Source organism: Solwaraspora sp. WMMA2080 (assembly GCF_027497395.1).
Lineage (GTDB): Bacteria > Actinomycetota > Actinomycetes > Mycobacteriales > Micromonosporaceae > Micromonospora_E.
This window is the reverse complement of the sequence record NZ_CP114910.1, coordinates 6,148,600-6,172,487: the sequence shown is the minus strand read 5'-3', so window position 1 is coordinate 6,172,487 and position 23,888 is coordinate 6,148,600. Positions and strand designations below refer to the sequence as shown.

Below are 23,888 nucleotides of genomic sequence, written 5' to 3'. Positions count from 1 at the left end.
CGCCGCGTTCCGGCTGGCCGGACCAGGTGGGGTGTCGACCGGCTCGGCTAGGGTCTGGCCGTGCTGATCACGGACGGGCCGAACGGCGAGAAACACCTGCTCGATGTGCTGATCGCAGCCGCCGACGCCGCCCCGGATCAGACGAGCACGCACGTACGCGGGGACGGCACCGAACGCGTCGTCACCCACCGTCAGCTGCGCGACGACGCACTACGGGTCGCCGGTGGGCTGCGGGACGCCGGGATCGCGGCCGGCACGCCGGTGATCCTGCTGGCCGATGCCGGCGACGACTTCCAGCCGGTGTTCTGGGGCGCGCTGGCGGCCGGGCTGGTCCCCGTACCGCTGCCGGCGGAACCGACCCGGGTGGCCGGCGTGCGTGACCTGCTCGGCGGCGTACCGGTGATCGTCGACGACGCCTGCGCCCCGGTGGCGCGGCAGGCCGACGCCCCGGCGCTGCGCCTCGCCACCTTGCGGGCCGGCGGGAGAGCACCACGCAAGCTGCCGACACCCGACCCCGACTCACCCGCGTTCCTGCAGTTCTCCTCCGGTAGCACCGGCACTCCGCGCGGCGTCGAGCTGCGACACCGCAACGTGCTGGCGAACCTACGGCAGATCGGCCAGGCCGCCGCACTGACCGCCGACGACGTCTCGGTCAGCTGGATGCCGTACTTCCACGACATGGGGCTGATCGGCACCCACCTGGCGCCGCTGGCCGCCCGGCTGCGGCAGGTGCGGATCGGCCCGCTGACCTTCGCGAAACGGCCGCTGCTGTGGTTCAGCGCCGCGCACCGGCACCGGGCCACGCTGCTGTCGGCGGCCAACTTCGCCCTCGCCCTCGCCGTCCGGCGGGTGCCGGCCGAGGCCCTGGCCGGGCTGGACCTGAGCGCCGTACGGCTGATGATGGTCGGCGCGGAGCCGATCTCGCCGGTGGTGTGGCGGGCGTTCGTCGAACGGACCCGGCCCGCCGGGCTCGACCCGGCCGCACTGCAACCGGTGTACGGGCTGGCCGAGGCGACCCTCGCCGTCACCGTCCCGCCGCTGGGCGAGACCGCCGTACCGGTGCGGGTGGACCGGACGGCGCTCGCCGCCGGCACGGTGCAGCCGGCTGCCGCAGGCGACCCGGGCGCGGTGGAGTTCATGGACGTCGGGCCGCCGGTGCCCGGCTGTCAGGTGCGCGTCGTCGACGACGCCGGCAACGTCGTCGGAGGCGACGACGCCGGCCGGATCGTCGGTGACGGCCGCGACGGCGGTGCGCCGCAGGTCGGCCGGATCGAGGTACGTGGCCCGAACGTGGCCGCCGGCTACCACGGTGATCCGACGGCCACCGCCGAGGTGTTCGTCGACGGGTGGCTGCGTACCGGTGATCTGGGATTTTTGCGCGACGGCGGCCGGCTCTGCGTGACCGGCCGGGCCAAGGACGTGGTGTTCGTCAACGGCCGTACGTTCCACGCCGCCGACCTGGAGGAGGTCGTCGCCGGCACGGCCGGGCTGCCGGCGGGGCGGGTCGCGGTGATCGGCTGCAGCGACCACGACAGCGGTGCCGAACGGATCGTGGTCTTCGTGCAGTGGGCCGGCACCATGGCGCCATCGGCCGACGCCGCTGCGGTGCTCGGTGAGGTGGCGGCCCGGATCGTGGCGGCGACCGGGCACGACCAGGTACGGGTGCTGCCGGTGCCGGCCGGGGCGTTCCCCCGCACCACCAGCGGCAAGCTGCGTCGGCCCCGGCTGCGCCAGCGGTACGCCGCCGGTGACTTCGCCGCCGTCGAACAGCGCTGGGCGGCAACGGCACCGTCGACGTCGGCGATCGCACCGACGATGAGCACGGTGGCCGGCGGCGGGAGCCGCGACGAGGTGGAGCGGGTCGTGCGGGCGGTGTGGGCGCGAGTGCTGCGCCGGCCAGCCGACGGGATCGGCGTCCACGACCGGTTCAGCACGCTGGGCGGTTCGTCGCTGCAGGCGATGGAGGTGCTGGCCGGACTGGAGGACGCGTTCGGCCGCGAACTCGACCCGGCCGAGCTGCGGGAACGGGCGACGGTGGCGGCGCTGGCCGACCATCTGCTCGCCCCAGTGCAGGACGGGAGCCTGAAACCGGCCCGACCGGCGAGCGGGCCAGCCGCCGCTGCGGCTGCCGGGCCGGCGGACGGGGTGGCGATTATCGGGCTGGCCTGCCGGTTCCCCGGTGCGGACAGCCCGGACGAGTTCTGGCGGCAGCTGCTAGACGGGCGCGACAGCGTCGGCGAGATCCCGCCGCAGCGGTGGCGGCCGGTCGAGGGCGAGACCGCCCGCTGGGGGGCGTTTCTTGACGACCCGGCCGGCTTCGACGCCGGCTTCTTCGGCATGTCCGACACCGACGCCGACCACGCCGACCCGCACGCCCGGATCTTCCTGGAGTTGGCGCACGAGGCGTTGGAACGCGCCGGGTACGCCGGGCCGCGCCGGCACGGCCGCCGGGTCGGGGTGTTCGCGGCGGTCGGCGAGAGCGGCTACACCGAACTGCTCCGCGCCGATTCCGACGTCACCGGCGAACCGGCCGCGCTGGTCGGCAACCTGCGCAACCTGATCCCGGCCCGCGTCGCGCAGGCCCTCGACCTGACCGGGCCGGCGATCGCGGTCGACACCGCCTGCTCGTCGGCGCTGGTCGCGCTGCACCTGGCAGTACGCAGCCTGCGCGAGCGCGAATGTGACCTGGCCGTGGTCGGCGGGGTCAACCTGAACCTGACCCCGACCGGGCACCGGCTGCTCGCCGCCGCCGGGGCGCTGTCGGCCACCGGCCGGTGCCGGGTATTCGCCGCCGACGCCGACGGGTTCGTGCCCGGCGAGGGCGGGGCCGCGCTGGTCCTGGCCCGCGTCGACGACGCCCGCGCCGCCGGGGACGGACTTCTTGCCCTGGTACGCGGGACCGCCGTCAACAACGACGGCCGCTCGCTGAGTCTGCTGGCACCGAACCCGTTGCGCCAACGGGAAGTGGTCGCCCAGGCGTACCGGGACAGCGGCGTCGACCCGACCATCGTGTCCTACGTGGAGGCCCACGGGACGGGTACGGAGCTCGGCGACCCGGTCGAGGTGCGGTCGTTGGCGTACGCCTTCCCGCCGCGCCCGGACGGCCGGCCCCGGCTGCTCGGCTCGGTCAAGTCGAACCTCGGTCACCTGCTCAACGCCGCCGGGATGCCGGCTCTGGTCAAGGTGATCCTGGCGCTACGGCACCGGCAACTGCCTCCGTCGCTGCACGTCGGCACCCCGTCGCCCCGGCTGGACCTGGCCGGCGCCGGGTTCGAGGTGGCGACCGGCGCGCAGGACTGGGTCGACGATGACGGTCCGTTGACCGCCGGGGTGAACGCGTTCGGGTTCGGCGGCACCAACGCGCACGCGATCCTGCAGGAGGCCGATCCGGCACCGGCACCGCAGCAGGCTGCCGGGGCGACCATCGCCGGGCCGCCGTACCTGTTGACCTGCTCGGCGGCGACCGAGGTCGCGTTGCGGCAGTCGCTGCAGGACCTCGCCGCCCATCTCGACGCGCATCCGGAGCTGGATCCCGGCGATGTCTGCGCCACCGTCAACACCGCCCGGGACGACCGGCCGCACCGGGTCGCTGTCGTCGGCGACAGCACCGCCGGGCTCGCCGCCGCGTTGGCCGCCGCCGCGTCCGGCCCGGTCACCGAGGTGGTACGCCGGCCGCGTACCGCCGTGGTGTGGCCCGGCGACGAGACCGGGCCGACGGCGGTCTGCCGGCGGCTCGCCGACTGGGGGGTGGTGCCCGACGCCGTCGTCGGCGACGACGCCGACCAGCTGCGGGCACTGCTCGACCAGGGCTACGACGTGCTGCTCGGCCTCGACCCGGACCGGCTGACCCTGGCCGAACGCGAGGCGTCGCCGGAGGCGGCGGACCGGGTCGAGATGCTGTCGGTGCCGCCGACCGACGCCGACGGCGGGCTGACCGGGCTGGTCGGGGCGCTGTGGCAGCGCGGAGTCGCCCTGGACCGGGTCCGGCTCTCCGGTGGTCGGCGCCGGGTGGCCGTGCCGACGTACCCGTTCCAGCGGCGACGGCACTGGCTGCCGGCGACCATGAAGGACGATCTGGTCCATCAGGTGCGCTGGTCGCCACTGCCGGTGCCGGCCGGCCACTCCCCCGCCTCGGTGCATCTGACCGGGCCGGGTGCGGTGCCCGGCGGCCCGCTGGCGGACGGGCTGCGCGACCGGCTGGCCGCCGACGGCATCGAGCTTGTCACCGGGACCGGTGACGCCGAGCTCATCGTCTACCTGGCCAGCGTCGACCCGTTCGACGTCGACGGCGGTGTGGCCGGGCTGGACGCGGCCGTCGACGCCACGCTGCACGGCGTGACCGGGCTGGTCGCCACGCTGCCCGAACGCGGTTTCCGGCTGCTGGTCGTCACCCAGGACGCGGTCAGCACCGGAGCGGCCGGTGAACGGCCGGACCCGGTGCAGAGCCTGGTCAACGGGTTGACGGCCGCGCTCGCCGACGAACACCCGGACAACACGGTGTCCGGAGTGGACCTGTCAGCGGCCGATGACGTGCCGGCCCGGGTCGACGCGCTGGTCGCCGAAGTGGCGACCGTCGGGGCGCGGTCAGATCCGGCGGCGGTGGAGTCGCGGCCGGCGGAGTCGAGGCCGGTGGCGTGGCGGGGCGGGCAGCGGCTGGGCCGGCGGCTCGTCCCGGCCGAACCGGCCGCCGAGGACACGACGGAACCGGTCGACGCCGACGGCGTACAGCTGATTGTCGGTGGCACGGGTGGTGTCGGCGCCGCGCTCGCCGCGGACCTGGCCGCTCGCGGACACCGCCGGATCGTGCTGGCCGGCCGCGCCGCCGCCGCGCCGGACCGTCTGGTCGACCGGCTGCGTGCCCTCGGCGCGCAGGTCGGCTACCGCCGGTGTGACATCACCGACGCCGCCGACGTCGACGCGCTGATCGCCGGGCTGCCCGACCTCGCCGGGGTGTTTCACGCCGCCGGTGCGGTCCGGCCCGGCCCGCTGCGGTCGAGGTCCGTGGCGCAACTGCAGGCCGTGCTGGCGCCGAAGGTACGCGGCGGTCACCTGCTGGTCCGGGCGCTGCGCCGGTACGGTCGACGGCCGGCGACCGTGGTGGCGTTCACCTCGGTCAGCGCGCTGCTGCCCGGACTCGCCGGGGCGGTCGGTGACTACGCCGCCGCCAACGCCTTCCTGGACACGTACGCCGCCGTCGAGCGGGCCGCCGGACGGCCGCTGCGTACCGTCGGGTTCTCGGCCCTGGCCGATGCGGGGATGGCCGCCCACCCGGGGCTCGCGGCGCGGCTGGCCGCCCGGGGACTGCCGGCGCTGCCGTTCGACGACGCCCTGCCGGCGCTGTGGTCGGCGCTGCGCCGACCCGCCGCCCACCTAGTCGTCACCCGGCTGACCGCTGCGGGCGAGGCTGCGACAGTCACCGCGAGCGTGCCTCCAGTGGACACCCTGCCGCAACCGCAGGCCGTGCCGAGTCGTGACGCGGACCGGCAGCTGGACACCCCGGGCGAAATCGGGGACATGCTGCGGCGGCTACTCGCCGACGCGCTCGACTGCGACCCGGCGCAGATCGACGACGACACGTCGTTCCTCACCCTCGGCCTGGACTCACTCACCGCCATCGACCTGGTCAAGACCCTCGAAGGTGAACTCGGCCGGCCGCTGCCGACCATGCTGCTGTTCGAGCACGGCACCATCGCCACGCTCGTTGACCGGCTGGCGGATCCGTTGCCGGCTGTTGCTCCGACCGCCGTCACCGCCGACGGCGACGCGGAGTCGTTCGCGCTGTCCGGGGTGCAGCGGGCGTTCCACACGCTGCACCGGCTCTACCCGCAGGTCGCCGCGTACGGGTTCGTCCGGCACTCCGTCACCGGACCGCTCGACGCCGACCTGCTCGGGCAGGCCCTGGCGCAGCTGACGCGCCGGCACCCGATGCTGCGGATGCGGTGGACCGACGACGGTGCCGCGCCGCCCCGTCAGCTGATCGGCCCGCCGACGCCGGCCGCCGACTGGTACGCCGTCCACGACTACGGCCAAGGTGACGGTGACGGTGACGTCGACACGCTGACCGAACGGCTGTGCAACGAGCCGATCGACCTGACCCGCCGACCGCCGCTGCGCGCCGCCCTGATCCGGACCGGTCCGGACGCCGCCCAGCTGCTGCTGGTGCTGCACCACGCCGCCGGGGACGGGGCCAGCCTGAGTGTGCTCAGCGAGGAGCTGTGGCAGGTGTACGGGGCGCTGGCCGCCGGCCGCGTACCGCAGCTGCCGGCGGTGCCGGCGACGTTCCGCGACCACCTGGCCGTCGCCGCGCCGGCACGCGCGGAAGACCTGGCCTTCTGGCGGGAGACCCTGGCGTCGTGGCCGACCGGGCTGCGGCTGCCGTGGCGCGACCCGGCCGCACCGCCCGCGCCGCCGTACGCCGCTCATCAGGTCGCCGTCGACCCGCCGACGGTGGCCGCGTTGACCCGGGCGGCCGCCGCCGCACAGGTGTCGCTGTTCCACCTGTTGCTCGCCGGGTACGCCCGGTGCCTGGCCCGCGCCAGCGGGCAGCGCACCGTCACCGTGTCGGTGGCGCGGGCCGGCCGCGACGCCCGGCTGCCCGGCGTCGACCGGGTCGTCGGGCCGTTCGCCGACATCCTGCCGGTGACGGTCGACGTCGACCCGACCGAGCCGGCGGCCGACCTCGCGCGGCGGGTCCTGGCCGCCTGGCTGGTCGCGCAGCGGCACGGCATGGTCGACGCGGTCGACCTGGCGCGGGCGACGCCGCGACCCGCCGACCCGGCTGCCGACGCCGGCAGCGGCGTCGGCGGCCGGCCGGTCACCACCAGCCCGGCCAGTTTCAGCTTCGCCCGTTTCCCGGCCACAGCGGATACGGACTGCCCGGTACGGGTGTCGCCGGTCGCCGCCGGCACCGCGTCGGCCGGCACCCGGCTGGGGCTGCTCTGCTGGCCCGACGGCGAGCGGCTGCGGTTCGCCTGGAACCATCCGGTGGCGTCGCTGGACCGGGCGGCCGTCGCCGGGCTGGCCGCCGATTTCCTCGCCGAACTGGCTGACCTGGCCAAGCAGACCGACCCGCCCTCGAGGGAGTCCACTTCGGGGATGCTGCCGTCGGTAGTGGAGCGAATCGGGCAGGTGTGCCGCCGGCACGCCGACGCCGTCGCAGTCGAGGCGGGCGAGCTGCGGATGACATACCGGCAGTTGGACGCCGCCGCCGACCGGGTCGCCGCCGCGCTACGCCACCACGGCGTACAAGCCGGTGACCTGGTCGGATTGCTGGCCGCGCGCGGACCCGCCGCCGTCGCCGCCATCGTCGGGGTGCTGCGCGTCGGAGCCGGCTGGGTGCCGTTGGACGTCGCCCACCCGGCAGCCCGCCACCGCGATCAGCTGCGGCGAAGCGGCGCACAGGTGCTGTTGCACGACACCGAGTCGACGACGCTGGCCGATGCGCTGGCCGGGCTGGTCATGGTCGACGTCGACACGGTCATCGTCAACGGGACCACTGCCGACCCGGTCACAGACGGCACGGCCGCTGCCGACCCGGACGGTACGGCGTACGTCATCTTCACCTCCGGGTCGACCGGCCGGCCCAAGGGCGTGCCGGTCAGTCACCGCTCGATGTCGAACTACCTGCGCTGGGCGGTCGACACGTTCGGCTACCACAGCGGTGACCGGCTGGCGCAGACCTCATCGTTGTGCTTCGACGCCTCCGTCCGGCAACTGCTGGCACCGCTGCTGGTCGGAGCGACGGTCGTCGTACTCGCCCCGCAGGTGCTGCGCGACCCCGACGAGGTGCTGCGCCGGGTCGAACACGACCGGATCACCGTCTGGAGCTCGGTGCCGACGCTGTGGGGTCAACTGCTGGCGGCGGCGCAGCGGCGTACCGCCTCGATCGGGCGACCGGACCTGTCGGCGCTGCGCTGGATCCACGTCGGCGGCGAAACGCTGCCTCCCGGGCAGGTGCGGAGCTGGTTCGACCTGTTCGGCCCCGGGCACCGGATCACCAACCTGTACGGGCCGACCGAGGCGACCATCAACGCCGCCTGGTTCCTGATCGACCGGCGGCCGGCCGACGGCCTGCGGCGGATGCCGATCGGCCGGCCGGCCGCCGGCGCGACGCTGGCCGTCGTCGACGCCGCCGGGCGGCCCTGCCCGCCGGGTGAGGCCGGCGAGCTACTCATCTCCGGGCCCGGGTTGACCAGTGGCTACCTGGACGATGCGGCACAGACTGAGGCGGCGTTCGTCCACCGCGACGGCCGGCGCTGGTACCGCAGCGGCGACCGGGTCCGCGTCGGACCCACCGGGGACCTGGAGTTCCTCGGCCGGCTCGACGACCAGGTGAAGCTGCACGGCCACCGGATCGAGCCGGCAGAGGTCGAAGCGGCGCTGGGCAATCACCCGGCGGTCGCCACGGCGGTGGTGCTGCTCCGGACGCAACCGTATCCCCGGCTCGTCGCGTACGCGCAACTGCGGGCCCCGAGCGCGGACGCCGCCGACCTGCGCCGGCACCTCGCCGACCGGCTGCCGCCGCAGTGGGTTCCGGCCCGGATTCACCTGGTACGGGAGCTGCCGACGACCGCCACCGGCAAGGTTGACCGGCTGGCATTCACCGGGCTGCCGAGCGAGGATGCAGACTCGGCCGACGACGCCCCGCCGCCTGCCGTTGGCAAGGCACCGCGCACCGGTACGGAGCGGCGGGTGGCGCAGGTGTGGCAGTCCGTGCTCGGGTTGCCCGCCATACACCGCGACGACGATTTCTTCGCCATCGGTGGCGACTCCATCGTGGCCCTCGACGTCTTCGCCCGGCTGCGGGAACACTTTTCGGTCTTGCCCCGCCCGACGGTCATCTACGACCACCGCACCCTGGCCGGGCTGGCTGCGGCGATCGACGAAGCCGCCGCCGGGGTGCCGGCGGACGCGGCGGCTCCGGGCCCGTCGTGCCCGGCCGCGTCCGCTGCGGACAGATCGACGGTCGCGTACGACCCACGGCCGTTTCCACTCGCCCCCGCCCAGCGTGGCTTCCTGCTCGCCGAGGCCGTCGCGCCTGGCAGCAGCTCGACCTGGCTGGCCCGGCTGCGGATGTCCGGTCGGCTGGACCGGCGCCGCTTCCAGCAGGCGGTCGACGTCACCGTGGCCCGGCATCCGATGCTGCGTACCGTGTTTCCGGCCGGGGCCCGGCCACCGGTGCAGCAGGAGTTGCCGGCGACGCTGCGGCTGCCGGTGCTGTTCGAGACCATCGGGTCGGCCGACCAGCTCGACAGCCGGGTCGCCGGCCTGGTCGACGACCGGGTCGCGCGGGAACGTCAGCGGACGTTGGAGCCGTGGGCCTGGCCGTTGCTGCGGCTACTGGTGCTGGCCGTCGGGCCGGACGAGCATATCCTGCTGGTGCACGCCCACCATTTGATCGGCGACGGGTACAGCGCGGCGCTACTCGGGCGGGAACTGCTGACTCTGCACGACGCGCTGGCGGTCGGAGCGCCGGTCGACGTCGCGCCGCTGCGCACGACCTTCCGTGACTACGTGGCCTGGCAGCGGCAGCGGCAGCGGCAGCGGCAGCGGCAGCGGCAGCGGCAGCGGCAGCGGCAGCGGCAGGATGATCCGGATCCGCAGGCAGACCGCTGGTGGCGGGAACGGTTCGGGCAGCCGTACCGGCCGCCGACGCTGCGCGCCTCGACCGGTGCCGCAGGAACCGACAACACCGGGCAGTCGCACACCGCAGGATTCACCTTGGATGGTGCGGTGTCCGCCGCGCTGGGCCGGCTGGCCGCCGCCGCGGGCAGCAGCGGGTACGCGCCGGTGCTCACCGCGTACCGCCGGGGGTTGGCCCGGCTGACCGGCCAGGACGACCTGGTGATCGGTCTGACCGTGACCGGCCGGGATCACCCCCTACCGGACCTGCATCGGCTCTTCGGACCGTGCGCGGTGCTGCTGCCGCTGCGGCTGACCGGTGCCGGGCGGGCGTTCGACAACGATCTGGCCCAGGTGGCCGGCGAGGTCGCCACGGCCCGCCGGCACGGCGCCGAAGGGGAGCTGGTTCCGGCCGAGTCCGCCGGCAGCCGGCCGACGGCGATGCTGGCCGGGGCGCAGTTCATCTTCAGCTCCCTCGACTTCACCGGGATCGGACCGACCGGTGACGGCGCACCGGGTGGGTTGACGCTGCACTGGGACGACGGCGACAGCGAACTGGAACCGCCGCCGGTCGGCACCGACGTGTTGCTGACCGCCCGACCAGTCGACGCCGGGCTGCGGGTCACCGTCCGGGCGACGGCACAGGCGCTGGACCCGGACCGCTTCGCCGACTTCGTCGCCGCGATGGCGGCCGACCTGATCGCGGCCGGAACGGACAGCGCCGGAACGGACAGCGGCCCGGACGCCGCCGCGGGTGCGGGGCTGCCGACGCGGCGGGCGACGGGACCAGACCCCGGGGCCGCGCTGGACGCGGCGATCGTCGGCTACCTGCCGGCACCGGCCCAGCTGGCGAGGTTGGCCAGGGTACCGGCGGCGGCGCTGCCCCGGGAGCAGATCCGCAAGCTGCTGTTTCCCGACGGTGCTCCCCGCCTGCTGGAAGAGTTGGTCACCCCGCTCGGGCGGTCCGGTTTCGTCTGCCTACCGCTGTTCGCCGACGAACTCGACGGCGGTGTCGCCGACGTCGTGGCACGGGCGGTCGAGCACGCGGCAGGTCAGGGAGCACGCTGCGTGTCGCTCGCCGGGCTGGTGCCGTCGTTCACCGGCTACGGCTTCGACGTACTGCGGCAGGTGAATCCGGCGGTACGGGTAACGACCGGGCACGCGACGACCGCCACCTCGGTGGTGCTGACCACGCTGGCGGCCCTCGACGCCGCCGGTCGTGATCTCGCCGCCGGGCCGCTCGCCGTGGTCGGTCTGGGCTCGATCGGCCGGTCGGCGCTGGAGCTGCTGCTGGGCCAGGGTGGGCAGCATCCGCCACGGATCGTGCTGGCCGATCTGCCCGGCAGCCGGCGACGGCTGGCCGACTACCCGGACCGGTTGCGGCGCCTCGGGTACCGGGGCGACCTGGTCTGGGCCGATTCGACGCCCACTGCCGCGCCACCGGTGTACGCGGCGACGACCATCGTCGCGGCGGTGAGCAGCGCCACGGAGATCGTCGACGTGGACCGGCTGCGCCCAGGGACCGTGCTGGTCGACGACTCGTTCCCGCATTGTGTGAACCCGGCCGCCGCACTGCGGCGGATGCGCGACGATGGCGACGTGCTGGTGGTGGGCGGCGGGCTGCTCTCCTGCGGCCCGGTGCGGCGGGTCCTGCCCGCCGGTCTGCCGGCGGCGGCAGTGGCCGGGTACGCGGCACGCACCGCGCTGCCGGACACGGTGGCCTCGTGCCAGCTGGAGTCGCTGCTGCAGGCGGACCGGCCGGAGCTGCCGCTGGTGCATGGTCTGGTCGACACAGATCTGACGGCGGCGTACTGGTCTGCGGCGCGCAGGGCCGGGACAACGGCTGCCCCACTGCATCTGGGCGGCACTACTGTCGCCGAGTTGATCGACGGGCGGCTGGCGGCGGCGCGGCACGTCCGCTCATAGAAAGGGGTAGCATGATCACCATCACCACCGAGACGCGAGCCGACCACCTGGCGGCCGATACGCGACGAGCCGTTCATCCGCACGACCACGGCGACTCGTCCGGGCTGCAGCTGCTGGCTGCGGACCGGCCCGGAGCCAAGTGGTGACCCGGCCGCCCGAACGGCCCGGACCCGGCATCGACCGGCTACTCGACCAGGTACGCGAACGGTTGGACCGGGTCAACCCGGTCGTTGCCCGGCAGGCCCAGCGCGAAGGTCGAGCGATGCTGGTCGACATCCGGCCGATCGCCCAACGCGCGGAGTTCGGGGAGATCCGCGACGCGCTCGTGATCGAACGCAACGTGCTGGAATGGCGGCTCGACCCCCGTAGCGCGGCCCGGATCGACCTCGCCGACGACCTGCGACTGTGGCCGATCATCTTCTGTCAGGAGGGGTACGCCTCCTCGTTGGCGGCCGCCTCGCTCCAGGACATCGGTTTAGCCCGGGCCACCGACCTGACCGGTGGTTTCGCCGCCTGGCAGGCCGCCGGGCTACCGGTGGTCAACCCGCACCGGTAAGACTCCCTCCACCGCCATCGGACCACAGTGCCCTCCGCCGGTGGCGCCCAGGTACCACCGGGATGCGGGCAACGACCATTGATCGCCGGGCCGACGGCTGATCGAATGTAGGCCGGCCGGCCCGGCGAGAGCACCGCGGCCCGATCGTCAAGGAGCCTCATGAGCATGTCCCGTCGGAAGATGGGTCTACTGGGCACGGTGTCGGTCCTGGTGGCTGTCGCCGGCTGCTCGCCGTAACCGGAGGACCCGCCGGCCCCGGCCGTATGCGACCCGCAGCAGTTGGACACCCTCGTCGCCGGGACGTTGACCGTCGGCACCGACCAGCCGGCGTACCCGCCGTGGTTCGTCGACGACGCCCCGGAGAGCGGCGCCGGCTTCGAAAGCGCGGTGGCGTACGCCGTGGCCAACCAGCTGGGCTACGAACCGGACAAGGTCAGCTGGGTGCGGGTGCCGTTCAACAACGCCATCGCACCCGGGCCGAAGGACTTCGACGTCGACATCAACCAGTTCTCCATCACCGAGCAGCGCCGGTCGGCGGTCGACTTCTCCAGCCCGTACTACGACGTCACCCAGGCGGTGATCGCGCTGGACGGGACGCCGGCCGCCGCCGCGACGACCCTGGCCGACCTGCGCGACGTCAAGCTCGGCGCCCAGGTCGGCACGACCAGCTTCCGGGCGATCACCGAGGTGGTGGCCCCGGCGGCCGAGCCGGCCGTGTTCAACAACAACGACGACGCCAAGGCAGCGCTGCGCAACGGCAGAGCGTCCGGTCGGTGCTGATCGCCGCCGGTTCCACGGCCGTGCTCGGTGCCCTGCTGGTGACGGCGGTCGCGAACTCCCCCGGCTGGCCCCGGGTCCAGCAGTCGTTCTTCGACCCGGCCGTGGCGACGCAGGCACTACCGGCGGTGCTGCGCGGGCTCTGGCTCAACGTACGGACGCTGGTGTTCTGCGCCGTCGGGGCGCTGGCGCTGGGGTTGGCGATCGCGCTCGCCCGCACCCTGCGCCCGGCGGTGTTCTTTCCGCTGCGGGCCGCCGCGACCTCCTACACGCACGTGTTCCGGGCCGGCATCGAATCGGTGCACCCGGCGCAGCGGGCCGCCGCCCGGTCGCTGGGGCTCAGCCACGCGCAGACGATGCGGCATGTGGTGCTGCCGCAGGCGGTCCGGCGGGTCGCGCCGCCGCTGCTCAACGATTTGGTGGCGCTGCAGAAGGACGTCGGGCTGATCTCCCTGGCCGGCCCGGTCGACGCGATCCGCGCCGCCCAGATCGAGACCGCCACCAGCTACAACTTCACCCCGTACGTGGTGGCCGGGGTGCTGTTCATCCTGATGGCGATCCCGCTGGTGGCGGTGACCGACTGGGTGACGTTGCGGGCCGCCCGGCGGCAGACCTGGGCCGGCGCGGCATGACGCCGGCGGCGGACGCCGGCCGGCACGGCGTGCCACCGGTGTTGGCCTGCGCCGGGGTCCGCAAGGTCTTCGGCGACCGGGTCGTGCTGCGCGACCTGAGCCTCGACGTGGCCGAGCACGAGGTGGTCGCGGTGATCGGCGGCAGCGGCTCCGGCAAGTCGACCCTGCTGCGGACGGTCAACCTGCTGGAGACCGTCGACGACGGCACGATCCACCTGGACGGTCGGGACATCACCGACCCACGGGTCGACCCCGACCAGGTACGTCAACGGATCGGGTTGGTGTTCCAGTCGTACAACCTCTTCCCGCATCTGACCGTGCTGGACAACGTCACACTGGCACCGCGCAGGGTGCACCGGCTCCCTCGGGCTCGGGCCGAGCGGCGGGCGATGGAGCTGCTGGACCGGGTCGGGCTGGCCGATCAGGCGAGGCAGTACCCGGACCGGCTCTCCGGCGGCCAGCAGCAGCGGGCGGCGATCGCCCGGACCCTGATCAACGCGCCCCGGCTGCTGCTGCTCGACGAGGTCACCTCGGCGCTGGACCCGGAACTCGTCGGCGAGGTGCTGGCCCTGATCCGGGAGCTGAAGAACGACGGGTAGATGACGATGCTGATCGCCACCCACGAGATGGGCCTCGCCCGGGAGGTCGCCGACCGGGTCTGCTTCCTGGCCGACGGCGCCATCTGCGAGCAGGGGCCGCCGCAGCGGGTGCTCGGCGACCCCGAGCACCCGCGTACCCAACAGTTCCTGCGCAGGGTCACCGGCACCGGGACAGGCTGATCGCGAACCGGCCGGCCGGGTCGGTCCACCAGTGGGTCAACTCGAAACCGGCGGCGGCCAGCTCGGCGGTCACCCCGGCCCGGCGGAACTTCGCCGACACCTCGGTCCGCAGCTCCTCGCCGGCGGTGAAGCTCACCGGCAGGTTGAGATCGGCCACGTGCACCCGCATGTCCCGCTCGGCACGCAGCCGCATCTCGATCCACTCCCGCTCGGTGTCCCACAGTGCGACGTGCCGGAACGCCGCCGGGTCGAAGTCGGCACCGAGCTGCTGGTTCAGTACATGCAGCACGTTGCGGTTGAACTCGCCGGTCACCCCCTGGCTGTCGTCGTAGGCGGCGACCAGGGTGGCCGGGTCCTTGACCAGGTCGGTGCCGAGCAGCAGCCAGCCGCCGGTGCCGAGCGCCCCGTGCAGCTCGGCCAGGAACTCGGCCCGCTCGTCCGGCACCAGGTTGCCGATGGTGCCGCCGAGGAACGCGACGAGCCGGTCGTCGCCGGTCGGGATCCGGCCGAGGTGACGGGTGAAGTCGCCGACGACCGCGTGGACCGGCAGCCCCGGGTAGTCCCGGTCGATGGCGGTGGCGGCGTCGCGCAGTGCCGCCTCGGAGACGTCCAGCGGCACGAACAGGTCGAGGCTGCCCTGCCGGCGCAGCGCGTCGAGCAGCAGCCGGGTCTTCTCCGACGAACCGGAGCCGAGCTCGACCAAGGTCCGGGCCCGGGTGACGGCGGCGATATCGTCGGCGTGGGCGGCCAGCGCGGCCCGCTCGGCCCGGGTCGGGTAGTACTCCGGCAGGGTGGTGATGCGTTCGAACAGTTCGCTGCCGTACTTGTCGTAGAACCACTTCGGGGGCAGCCATTTCGGGTCGGCGGTGAGTCCGGCGTGGGCGTCGGTCCGCAGCGCGTGCCGCTGGTCGGCGTCGGTCAGCTCGATGTCGATCCGCACAGATCCTCCACGGTGTAGGTGTGCCGGTCGGCGACGACGAGCCGGCGGTCGGCGACCGGGTGCCAGGCCGGGTCGTCGTCGGACGGTTCGGAGGCGATGATCATCCGCTCCGGCCCGGCGAGGACGGACAGGGAATGGCCGACGGCGCTGGCCCAGGCCCGTTCGCCGTCGGTGAGCAGCAGGTTGAGCCGGGACGCCGGGGCGGCGGCCAGGACGCCGGTGACGGTGTCGGTGATCGCCGTGCCCGGGTCGACGCCGGCTCGCAGCCGGTGCCGCAGCAGCGCCCACAGCAGCGCCGAGTCGGTCGGCGCGTCGAGGGTGAGCAGGTCGGTCACCGGCAGGGTGGCGGCCAGCTCGGCGACGCTGTCCGGCCACCCGGCCACCACCCCGTTGTGGCTGAACAGCCAGCGCCCGTCAGTGAACGGCGCGCAGGCCGTCTCGCCGAACGGCATCCCGGGGGTCGCCGAGCGGACCGCAGCCAGCACCGCGCCGGCGGTGGTGGCCCGACCCAGCTCGACCAGGCCGGGATCGGCCCAGACCGGCCCGGACCGCCGGTAGCGGACCGGGCCGGACGGGGTGTACCAGCCGATGCCGAAACCGTCGACGTTGACCGTGCCGCCGCCGCGCATGTCCCGGGGTGCCCAGGACTGGCGGTACAGGCCGTACGGCGGCTCGACCAGCAGCTGCGTCAGGCTGACCGGCGGGCCCAGGTAGAGCTGGTGGCGGCACACTAGGCGGTCTCGCCGGGGTACGGGTCACGGGCGGTCCGGAAACCGCTGAAGATCTGCCGCCGGATCGGGTAGTCCCAGTTGCGGAAGGTGCCCCGGCAGGCGGAGCGGTCGGTGCCGAACGAGCCGCCGCGCAGCACCCGGTAGTCGCGGCCGAAGAAGACCTCCGAGTATTCGCGGTACGGGAACGCGGCGAAGCCGGGATAGCCGGTGAACCAGGTGCCGGTCCACTCCCACACGTCGCCGATCAGCTGGTGCACGCCGGCCGGTGACGCGCCGGCCGGGTAGGCGCCGACCGGTGCCGGGTGCAGGTGCCGCTGGCCCAGGTTGGCGTGCTCGGGGCCGGGGTCGTCGTCGCCCCACGGGTAGCGGCGGGACCGGCCGGTAACCGGGTCGAACCGGGCCGCCTTCTCCCACTCGGCTTCGGTGGGCAGCCGGCGGCCGGCCCAACTGGCGTACGCCTGCGCCTCGTACCAGCCCACGTGCACCACCGGCTCGTCGGACACGATCGCCGACCGCCGGCCGAACCGGGTGTAGCTGCCGTCGCCGTGCCAGTGCGCCGGTCCGCTGAGCCGGGCCTGCAGCCGGTGGGCCCAGCCCTCGGCGCTCCACCACCGCTCGTCGTGGTAGCCGCCGTCGTCGATGAACTGCTGGTACCGGGAGTTGCTGACCGGCGCGCGGTCGATGAAGAAGGCCGGTACGTCGACGGTGTGCGCCGGGCGTTCGTTGTCCAGCGCCCACGGCTCGGTGGAGGTGCCCATGGTGAACGGTCCGCCGGGGATCAGCGCCTCACCGTCGACGCCTCCGGCCGGCGCCGGCGGCGTCGGCGCACCGCTGAGCACCGGCGGGCCGGCCCGCAGCTGGTGGGTGGCGAGCATCGTCTCGTCGTGCTGCTGCTCGTGCTGCACGATCATGCCGAACGCGAAGCCCTGCTCGACCAGCCGGCGGCCGTCGAACGTCACCGTGTCGAGCAGGTCGAGGACCTTGTCCCGGACGGTACGGGTGTACGCGCGTGCCTCGGCCGGGGCCAGCAGCGGCAACGCCGGACGGTCGGCGCGGGCGTGTTTGAACGCGTCGTAGAGGTGGTCGATGTCGGCACGGACCGGCTCCCGGCCGCCGACGTCGCGGACCAGCCACAGCTCCTCCTGGTTGCCGATGTGCGCCAGGTCCCAGACCAGGGGCGACATCAGCCGGGAGTGCTGCCGAACGAGGTCGTCGTCGTCGACCGGGTCGGTCAGGGCGCGGCTGCGCCGCCGGGCCCGGTCGAGGTCGGCGGCGAGCGCGGTACGCAGGTCGGACGCGGCCGCCGAAGGTGGCTCGTGTGTGGTCGGCGTCTGGCGGGTCGGGTCGTGGGCTGTCTCGGTCACCTGGTACCTCCCCAGGGGTGGGTTCGCTGGTGCAGCCGTCGGCGCAGGGCGCGCACCACGGTGCTGGTTGTCTCGTCGGGCAGGCCGGTGTCGGTCAGGCGTTCGCAGGCCAGCTCGGCCAGCGAGTGGGCGGCCGACGCGACAACCGGATCGGCTAGCCCGTCGCGGGCGGCGGGCAGCCAGCGGTCGGCCGCGTCCATCACCGTCGACGTCGCGGTCCGCAGCGTCTCGTCGCGGGCGAACAGCGCGGCCAGCACCGCCGCCGGGACGATCCACTCGCCGCCCGGCTGCGCGTCGAGGTAGCGCAGCTCCAGGTAGCCACGTGGGCGGACCGGCGGAAACATGGTGCTCAGATGCAGGTCGAGGTCGGCGTAGGTCGGCGGTCGGGGCGTGCCGGTGAGGATCCATTCGCCGAAGGTCGCCGGCCCCGGCAGCCGCCAGCCGGTGGGCTCGTCGACGAACAGCGGTGGCGTGTCCAGCACCCGCCGGGTCCAGTCGGCGACCGGATCGGACGGCCGCATGTTGGCGGTCGGATCGGCCGGTGCGGCGGTGCGGACCGGGTCGAGGGTCAGCCAGGTCGCCATCCGGCTCGACACCCAGCCGGTGCGCCGGCCGGCCCGCGACGGCGAGTTGGCGAACAGGGCGAGCAGCGGCGGACCGAGCAGGTGCGCGGCCGACCAACGGAGGGAGAGCTGCCGTTCGCTGCCGGTGTCCAGGCAGACCTGCAGGCCAGCTGTGCCGCACATCATGTCGGCACCGGCCTGACCCTGCCGGGCGAAAGCCGCCGCCATCGCCGTGTAGCGGCGGTTGCGCAGGATCTGCCGGGGCGGCCGGTACGGATCGCATCCGGTCCGGCCGAGCAGCAGGCCGGCCCGGTCGAGTCGGCGGGTCAGCGCGACGACGTCGGCCGACGCGGCCCGGTGCAATGTGGTGAGGGATTCCGTCGGCGGGGTGGAGATCTCCACCTGCCCGCCGGGTTCGACCGTTACCAGTCCGCCCTGTGGAAGCGGGTCGTGCGGGCTGGTGGGGCGTAGTGTCCGCGGGGCGTGGTCACCGAGGGCAGTCGCGAGGTCGGCGGGGTCGAGCGGTCTGGCGGGGTGGTCTCGGTAGTGAACGGTCCATTCGAGTTCGACGCCGATCCGTCGGGGTGGGCCGGTCTTGAAGCAGATCCGGGTGATGTAGCCGGCGGCGGCGGTCGGGTCGGTGATGGCGGTACCGGCCGGGACGTCGGCCACGCTGCTCGGACCGGCCGACGTCGCAGACTCGGCGGCCACCGGTAGCACGTCGGGCGGATGGGCGGATGGTGGATGGGGAGCTTTGGTCATCGCGTCTCCTCCAGTGAACGATCGATCGCGGGTAGCGATCGATCTTCGCTACCGTATCGTCACCGTCCGACATTTGCCGAGACACCGGCGGTCCGCGGGCCCGGCGGCGGGCGACGTTCCCCATTCCGCAACCCGGCGGTCACCTGCGGATTCGGGTCACCGGGGGTGGGATTCGCGTCACCCGGGGTGTGATCGCCGCCGGACGGGGTACCGGCAGGGTCGGTGCCGACCGGAGGGGAGCCAACGTGACCGACGGGGCAAGGATCGACGATGACCAGGTGGTGATGCGGGCGGCCCGGGCCGCGCACGCCCACGCCGACGCGACCACTCAGACCGCCCGGTTCCTGGACCGGGTCGGCGCGGTCCCCGACCCGGCGGTGATCGCCGAGTACGCGGCGCTGCTGGCCCGGGAGGAGTCGACCCGCGACGAGCGGGCCGACGCGCTCCGCGACGCCGGGCTGGACGTGCCGAGCCTGGACACCGACGCGGCGTGACGCCAGCCCGATCAGCGCTGCCGCACGGTGGTCGAGGCTTGTCGTCGGGGTCCGTCTCCTCATTCGGCCTGTTCACGAGCCCGCCGTTGCGCCATGAGCAGTGCCATCTCCTCGGCGCTGGTGCTCTCGCCCCTGGCGAGAGCGTCGTCTGCCGCCGCTATCCGCGCCATGGCGGTCGGGTCGGAGAGCAGTTCGATGGTGGCCTCCAGCGATTCAAGATCCTCGGCGGAGATCAGCACCAGCGGCAACACCGTCATAGACAACAATGTTGGCCTATGACACCGCCGGCATCCACAGGGTGGTCAGGTCGGGCAGGCGGAGACGAGGTCAAGAGATCCCCCGCGATCCGCGAAGGCTCCTGGGGTCCGTACGGGCGGGTCAGCGCACAAGTTCGCGGCCGCCCGAAGCGGGCCACTGTACGGCGTTGGCGATCAGCACGGATATCGGCCCGGGTCGGGTGGTGATCTGCTCGACGACGCCCTGCACGGCGGCGAGGTCGCCGTGGTCCAGCCCGACGGCGCAGGCGTCGCCGCCTGCCTGGGCGATGGCGTCGACGACCTCCATCGCGGCGGCGCGGTTGGTGTGCCAGGACACCGCCACGGCGGCGCCTTCGGCGGCCAGATGCCGGGCGGCGGCCCTGCCGATGGCGCCGGAAGCGCCGGTGACCAGGGCAACCTTGTTCAACAGACCGGTTTCCATCACCACTCCATAGCCGACTACAGGTTAGCCGACTATGAATCAGGATCGAGCCGTTCGCTGCACCCGGGGCAGGACGTCCTACTGTGGATTCTCGGGCAGGAGCCCGACCGCCTGACGGTCTCCGAGGTCGCCGCCCGGCTCGGCGTGGAGCAGCCGACGGTGACCCGCAGCCTCAGTCGTCTCGAACACGGCGGCTGGTTTCGTCCGGGAATCCGTACCGGGCGACCGGCGCCTCACCCGGATCGTGCTGACCGACAAGGGCCGGACCGGCGTTTCGCAGATCGAAGCGGCCTGGCGCACCCTCGCCGAAACTGCGACCGCCGGAATGGCGAACGATCAGCGAGCGACGCTGGTCGAGCTGCTCGAAAAGGTACGCGGGAACCTGCTCACCCTCACCACCGAAACCGGCTGAGCAGACCGCCGTACGCCGTGGCGCCCGCCCGCCGGCAATTTTCGGTGGCGGCACGGTTCTGCCGGCTGCGATGCTCACCACCGTGCCCGACCTCGCACTGTTCTCCGCCGCACTCGGCGAACGCGCCGCGAATGACGAGTTCACCGGCTCGGTCCTGGTGACGTTGGGAGACCAACGGCTGCTGGCCGGCGCGTACGGCAACGCCAACCGGGCCTGCCGTACACCGTGCACCCTGGACACCAGGTTCGACACCGCGTCGGTCACGAAGCTGTTCACCGCCGTCGCCGTACTCCAGCAGATCGAGCGCGGCGCGTTCACGCTGGAGACCTCGGCGGTCGAGTACCTCGGGCTCACCGGTACCACGATCTCGCCGGACGTCACCGCGTACCACCTGCTCACCCACACGTCCGGGATTGCCGACGACGCCGACGAGTCGGACGGTGAACGGTACGAGGACCTGTTCGTCGACGAGCCGACGTACGCGTTCACCGAGACCGCCCACCACCTGCCGCACTTCGTCGACAAACCGCCGAGGTTCGCGCCGGGCGAGGGCTGCCGGTACTGCAACGTCGGGTACATCCTGCTCGGCCTCATGGTCGAGCGGGCCACCGGCGGCTCCTACCGCGAGTACGTGCACGCCAACGTCTTCGAGCCCGCCGGCATGAGCCGGTCGGCGTTCCTGCGCATGGACGTCGTCGCACCCGACGTCGCCGAAGGCGTGGAGGCGATCCGCGACGCCGACGGCACGATCACCGGCTGGCGGCGCAACATCTTCTCGTACCCGCCGGTCGGCGACCCGGCCGGCGGCGCGTACACGACGGTCGGCGACCTCACCGCGTTCCACCGGGCACTGGTCGAGGGCCGGCTGCTGGGACCGGAGTCGACCGCGGCGATGCTCGTCCCGTACGCGCAGGCGGAGGGCAACCGGCGCAACGGGTACGGGCTGGAGTTCAGGACCGACGCCGACGGCCGGGTCCGCTACTACGGGAAGGTGGGCGTGAACTTCGGCGTCAGCGCGTTGCTGCGGCACTACCCCGGCCACGGCGCGGGCGACGGCATCACGCTGGCCATGCTCGGCGTCGGCGAGGACACCATCTGGCCGCTGGTCCGGCTGTTCGACGAATCGATGCCGCAGGCCTGAGGCATCCGGCTGCGGGCAGCGCGCGGTACGCGGCAGTTCCGGACGCCAAGGCAGGGGCACTACATCGAGGTGAGGCTGAGACACCTCATCTCGCGCACTTGACGTGCGCCAGCCTCACCTCGACGTCGAACCAGCCTGCCGGGCTTCACGCCGGGTTGTGCTGCCGCCACTTAGCAGTGAGCACAGCGGACAACCGGAAGGGAAGACAGCGATGGCAGCGCACGACGTGGTCAGCTTCGGGTTGATAGTTGAACGGTACCCGGCTGGTCCTCGACGTCGGGCCCGCAACCCGATGAACGATGTCCTGGAACGAGCTCTCGTGCAGAGTCAAGAACCTCACCAGAGCATCGAAGGAACCCCGGCCACAGCGTACGGGTGGCCGGGGTTCCGAAGGCGTTACCGGATGCGGGTCAGGGGGTGGCGGTGGTGTCCTTGGTCGACGCGACGAACGCCGACCAGGCGGCCGGGCCGAAGGTCAACGTACCGCCGGCACGGTCCTTGGTGTCGCGCACCAGGACCCGACCGGGAAGGTTGTCGGCCACCTCGACGCAGCTGTTCCCGCCGTTGGCCGATCGGCTGGACTTCCGCCAGCGCGGTTCACTTGCGCTCATCGAGCATCCTCAGCATCAGATCCCGGGACTGCACCACCGGCAGCGCGAGTCCGTCCACGGATTCCCAGGCTAGTTCCAGCTCGGTCACATCGCCATGGCCGGACACCACGGTGCCCTTCAACTGGTTGTCCAGGTAGCCGCAGCGCCGGCCGTCCGGCAGGTTGGCCAGCACGAACGCGCCGCCGAGACCGAGGTGCAGCCCGGCGTCGTCCGGCAGCACCCGGATTTTGACCGACGGCCGGTGGCCGAGGTCCACCAGGTGGCCCAGTTGCTTCGTCATCACCTCGCGGGGGCCACGGCTGAGGGCGAACTCATTGACGATGGCTGAGATCACCACCGGGTTGTCCCGGCCGAGCGTCGCGGCCTGCCGCTCCAGCCGGGTGCGCACCAGCTCATCGACGCGCCCGTCGTTCATCGTGGAGGTCGCCAACACCGCCCGCATGTAGCCCTCGGACTGGAGCAGTCCGGGGACGAGCAGCGGCTCGTAGCTGCGCAGCAGCAGTGCCCGACGCTCGTGCTCGACCCACGGACGCATCCACGGGTACCGGTCCTCCCGCGCCTCCGCCGACAACTTGGCGAACTTGTCATCGGTGCCGAACACCCGGTCCAGGTTGGTGGCGGTGTCGGCTTGCGGAATGTGCCGCCCCGACTCGAATCCCGCGATGAGCGACTTGGACACCCGCAGCGCGGCGCCAAGCTGGCCCTGATTCATCCCTCCCGCGATGCGAAGTCGCCGGATCTCGACGCTGAGTTCACTCACGTTGGATCACCCCGGTTTCGTGATGTGGTGGTTGTCCACCGGGGGCCATCTTGCACTGATCCGGACAGATAGTCCAGGATGGAACAGAAACTCGTGCAGGTTCCTTGGCTGTGCAGAAATTCCAGCCGCCGAATTGATCAACAAGCAGATGCCGTCGCGCCACGAGAAACGACCCCCGGGGGGAAGATTCCCGAGGGTCGTTCACCTTTTCGAACGACGACGGTCAGAAACGGCCCCAGTCGTCGGCGGCCGGCCGCCACACGTCGATGTTGCGCGGGTCGACGGCCATCCGCCGGGCCCGGTGCGTGGCGTGCTCCTCCGGGGTGAACACCCGGTGGCGGTCACACAGCTCGTAGCGCGGCCCGTGCTTCGGGTCGTGCATGTAGAACGCGATCGACGTCGACGCCGAGTGGTTGACCAGGTCGGAGGCGATCGGCACCTTCTTGTACTGCGCCCGCGCCCGGCCACGCATCACGTGGTCGAAGCTCTTCATCTTGAAGCACAGATGCGCGACGTAGAACTCCTTGTTGCGCTGCAACGCCAGGCTGTGGTGATAGCGGTCCTCGCAGCGTAGGAAGACGGTCACGTCGCCGACGTAGTCGCTGGGCAGGAAGCCGAGGACCTTGGTGTAGAAGTCGAGTGACTCCTCGTACTTGTCGGTGGCCAGGAACGGGTGCACCAGGTCCACCGGACGAAGCTCGATCAACGGCGGTTCGGCGTACTCGACGAACTCGGTGAACAGTTCGACGATCAGCCCGTTGGGGTCGCGTACGGCGAATCCGCGCTGGCACAGGCCCTTCATCCGCTCGTGCAGTTCGAGCACCTCGTGGCCGGCGGCGACGACCCGCTCCCGCAGATCGTCGAGGACCTCGTCGGACTCGACGCTGAACCCGACCGCGGTGGTCCACGACTCGGTACGGTGCGGTGCCGCGATCAGCTCGATGCTGTGGTGTTCGATGTCGGCGCGCAGGAACGCGTACTCGTCGTCGTGCTGCTCCAACTGCAGCCCGACGTGGTACTGCAGGAACTCGATGGAGGCGGCCAGATCCGGCACCTCGATCCGGGCGTACTCCATGCCGTAGGGCCCGCGACGGCGGGTGGCGGCCTCGGTGGACATCTG

At 72.9% G+C, this 23,888-nt stretch carries 17 protein-coding genes and 1 pseudogene; 9 read left to right on the top strand and 9 right to left on the bottom strand.

Translation table 11 applies throughout. The features are described from left to right. Positions 1-60 precede the first annotated feature (60 nt). From O7543_RS28275 to O7543_RS28250, 6 genes and pseudogenes are all read left to right on the top strand, one after another. Complete coding sequence (locus O7543_RS28275; RefSeq protein WP_281567294.1) at positions 61-11,547, top strand: non-ribosomal peptide synthetase; 11,487 nt, start codon at positions 61-63, stop codon at positions 11,545-11,547. Positions 11,548-11,558: 11 nt separating this feature from the next. Further along, positions 11,559-11,693 carry a hypothetical protein gene (locus O7543_RS28270; RefSeq protein WP_281551072.1) on the top strand — a complete coding sequence of 45 codons (135 nt, stop codon included), beginning with the start codon at positions 11,559-11,561 and terminating at the stop codon, positions 11,691-11,693. Then, positions 11,690-12,103, top strand: a complete 414-nt coding sequence (locus O7543_RS28265; RefSeq protein WP_281551073.1) for a rhodanese-like domain-containing protein — start codon at positions 11,690-11,692, stop codon at positions 12,101-12,103. Before O7543_RS28270 ends, O7543_RS28265 begins: the two co-directional genes overlap by 4 nt. 279 nt (positions 12,104-12,382) lie before the next feature. Beyond that, a complete protein-coding gene (locus O7543_RS28260) occupies positions 12,383-12,883 on the top strand; it encodes an ABC transporter substrate-binding protein (RefSeq protein ID WP_348650052.1) in 501 nt (166 codons plus the stop codon). Continuing rightward, on the top strand, positions 12,877-13,512 hold the full coding sequence (locus tag O7543_RS28255; protein ID WP_281551074.1) for an ABC transporter permease subunit: 636 nt from the start codon (positions 12,877-12,879) through the stop codon (positions 13,510-13,512). Before O7543_RS28260 ends, O7543_RS28255 begins: the two co-directional genes overlap by 7 nt. Beyond that, a pseudogene (locus O7543_RS28250) lies at positions 13,509-14,291 on the top strand (amino acid ABC transporter ATP-binding protein). Before O7543_RS28255 ends, O7543_RS28250 begins: the two are co-directional and overlap by 4 nt. Here O7543_RS28250 and egtD read toward each other — a convergent pair. The 4 genes from egtD to O7543_RS28230 form a co-directional block, all read right to left on the bottom strand. Next, a complete protein-coding gene (gene egtD / locus O7543_RS28245) occupies positions 14,269-15,225 on the bottom strand; it encodes an L-histidine N(alpha)-methyltransferase (RefSeq protein ID WP_281555669.1) in 957 nt (318 codons plus the stop codon). The pseudogene O7543_RS28250 and the gene egtD sit on opposite strands and share 23 nt — an antisense overlap. After that, on the bottom strand, positions 15,210-15,962 hold the full coding sequence (gene egtC / locus O7543_RS28240) for an ergothioneine biosynthesis protein EgtC (RefSeq protein ID WP_281551075.1): 753 nt from the start codon (positions 15,960-15,962) through the stop codon (positions 15,210-15,212). The genes egtD and egtC overlap by 16 nt, the downstream gene beginning before the upstream one ends. Beyond that, positions 15,962-17,251: an ergothioneine biosynthesis protein EgtB gene (gene egtB / locus O7543_RS28235; RefSeq protein WP_281555670.1), complete on the bottom strand. Its 1,290-nt coding sequence runs from the start codon at positions 17,249-17,251 to the stop codon at positions 15,962-15,964. Before egtB ends, egtC begins: the two co-directional genes overlap by 1 nt. Positions 17,252-17,322: 71 nt before the next feature. Then, complete coding sequence (locus tag O7543_RS28230) at positions 17,323-18,651, bottom strand: glutamate-cysteine ligase family protein (protein ID WP_281551076.1); 1,329 nt, start codon at positions 18,649-18,651, stop codon at positions 17,323-17,325. A 245-nt stretch (positions 18,652-18,896) separates the two neighbouring features. Here O7543_RS28230 and O7543_RS28225 point away from each other — a divergent pair, with 245 nt between their 5' ends. Continuing rightward, on the top strand, positions 18,897-19,145 hold the full coding sequence (locus O7543_RS28225; RefSeq protein WP_233606003.1) for a hypothetical protein: 249 nt from the start codon (positions 18,897-18,899) through the stop codon (positions 19,143-19,145). Between the two features lie 59 nt (positions 19,146-19,204). On the opposite strand, the gene O7543_RS28220 is transcribed toward O7543_RS28225, so the two are convergent. Continuing rightward, positions 19,205-19,402 (bottom strand): hypothetical protein, encoded by a 198-nt coding sequence (locus O7543_RS28220; RefSeq protein ID WP_281551077.1) that lies wholly within the window; start codon positions 19,400-19,402, stop codon positions 19,205-19,207. A 121-nt stretch (positions 19,403-19,523) separates the two neighbouring features. Beyond that, positions 19,524-19,844, bottom strand: coding sequence for an SDR family NAD(P)-dependent oxidoreductase (locus tag O7543_RS28215; RefSeq protein WP_281551078.1), 321 nt, complete (start codon positions 19,842-19,844; stop codon positions 19,524-19,526). Between the two features lie 244 nt (positions 19,845-20,088). On the opposite strand from O7543_RS28215, the gene O7543_RS28210 reads away from it, so the two are divergent. Continuing rightward, the gene (locus O7543_RS28210; protein WP_281551079.1) at positions 20,089-20,256 is read left to right on the top strand and encodes a hypothetical protein; all 168 of its coding nucleotides are present in this window, start codon (positions 20,089-20,091) and stop codon (positions 20,254-20,256) included. An 82-nt stretch (positions 20,257-20,338) separates the two neighbouring features. Continuing rightward, a complete protein-coding gene (locus tag O7543_RS28205; protein WP_281551080.1) occupies positions 20,339-21,397 on the top strand; it encodes a serine hydrolase domain-containing protein in 1,059 nt (352 codons plus the stop codon). A gap of 410 nt (positions 21,398-21,807) precedes the next feature. Here the strand turns inward: O7543_RS28205 and O7543_RS28200 are convergent, their stop codons facing one another. From O7543_RS28200 to O7543_RS28190, 3 genes are all read right to left on the bottom strand, one after another. Further along, a complete protein-coding gene (locus tag O7543_RS28200; RefSeq protein ID WP_281551081.1) occupies positions 21,808-22,008 on the bottom strand; it encodes a DUF397 domain-containing protein in 201 nt (66 codons plus the stop codon). Then, the gene (locus O7543_RS28195) at positions 21,995-22,768 is read right to left on the bottom strand and encodes a helix-turn-helix transcriptional regulator (protein ID WP_281551082.1); all 774 of its coding nucleotides are present in this window, start codon (positions 22,766-22,768) and stop codon (positions 21,995-21,997) included. The genes O7543_RS28200 and O7543_RS28195 overlap by 14 nt, the downstream gene beginning before the upstream one ends. 223 nt (positions 22,769-22,991) lie before the next feature. Beyond that, the gene (locus tag O7543_RS28190; protein ID WP_281551083.1) at positions 22,992-23,885 is read right to left on the bottom strand and encodes a VOC family protein; all 894 of its coding nucleotides are present in this window, start codon (positions 23,883-23,885) and stop codon (positions 22,992-22,994) included. Positions 23,886-23,888 lie beyond the last annotated feature (3 nt).

Coding starts and splice junctions, on each gene's coding strand:
- O7543_RS28190 (WP_281551083.1), bottom strand. CDS start 23,885: ATGTCCACCGAGGCCGCCACCCGCCGTCGCGGGCCCTACGGCATGGAG.
- O7543_RS28215 (WP_281551078.1), bottom strand. CDS start 19,844: ATGGAAACCGGTCTGTTGAACAAGGTTGCCCTGGTCACCGGCGCTTCC.
- O7543_RS28270 (WP_281551072.1), top strand. CDS start 11,559: ATGATCACCATCACCACCGAGACGCGAGCCGACCACCTGGCGGCCGAT.
- O7543_RS28230 (WP_281551076.1), bottom strand. CDS start 18,651: ATGACCAAAGCTCCCCATCCACCATCCGCCCATCCGCCCGACGTGCTA.
- O7543_RS28200 (WP_281551081.1), bottom strand. CDS start 22,008: ATGAGCGCAAGTGAACCGCGCTGGCGGAAGTCCAGCCGATCGGCCAAC.
- O7543_RS28220 (WP_281551077.1), bottom strand. CDS start 19,402: ATGACGGTGTTGCCGCTGGTGCTGATCTCCGCCGAGGATCTTGAATCG.